Annotated in this window: 1 protein-coding gene; it reads right to left on the bottom strand. The window is 74.5% G+C overall.

Annotation, left to right across the window (positions count from 1 at the left end; genetic code table 11):
• Positions 1–788 (bottom strand): diacylglycerol/lipid kinase family protein (locus ABD378_RS39750; protein WP_344529550.1); only part of this gene is annotated, 788 nt, incomplete at both ends.

Raw genomic sequence — 788 nt, 5'->3', positions numbered from 1 at the left:
CATCAGCGGGCCCGCGTGCGCCTCGGCGACCAGCTGCGCGCCGGGCCTGCGGCCGCCGTGCACGATACGGACGTCGAGCAGCCCGTCGGCCAGGTCGACCCTGCGGCCGGGGGTGAACCCGAGCCGGTGGTAGGCGCCGTTGCCCGCGAAGAGCAGCCACAACGCCCGCCGCCGGCCGCGGAATTCGGCGCTCAGCGGCTGCCGGTCGGAGTGGAGCAGCCGGGCGGCGGCGAGGACGGCGGCGGCGCGGCTGCCGATGCGGTGGGCCCAGTGGTCACGCAGCCGCACGAGCTCGGGGTAGACGCCGAGGCTGAAGGTGTTGAGGAAGTACCCTTCCGGGCCGCTCGCGGAGCTGAAACGCCCGACGTCGACGGCGACCGCGTCCCCCGCCTCGACGGCCCGGCACAGATCGCGCGGCTCCTCGACGCCGATGTCGTACGCGAAGTGGTTGAGCGTGCCGCCCGGCAGGACCGCGAGCGGCAGCCGGTGGCGCAGGGCGACGGGGACCGAGGCGTTGACGGTGCCGTCACCGCCGCACACGCCGAGCACCCGTGCCCGCGCCGCGGCCTTCTCCAACTCCGCCGCCAGTTCGGCAGGTTGGCACTCCACGACCTCGGCAAGGGGCAGGGCGTCCCGCAGCGCGTCCGTGCGTTCAGGGGTGCGGGCGGCGGAGTTGACCACAAGGACCAGGCCCTTGCCGCCGGGCACCGCGGGGAACGAGGTCCAGCCGAGGCCCGACTTGGCGAACTCCTTCTGGTTGGCCTTCTGGTTGGCGTACTCCCAGCTGC

This window comes from Streptomyces rectiviolaceus (assembly GCF_039533825.1).
Taxonomy (GTDB): Bacteria; Actinomycetota; Actinomycetes; order Streptomycetales; family Streptomycetaceae; genus Streptomyces; species Streptomyces rectiviolaceus.
This window is presented reverse-complemented; position numbering and strand designations above follow the sequence as displayed.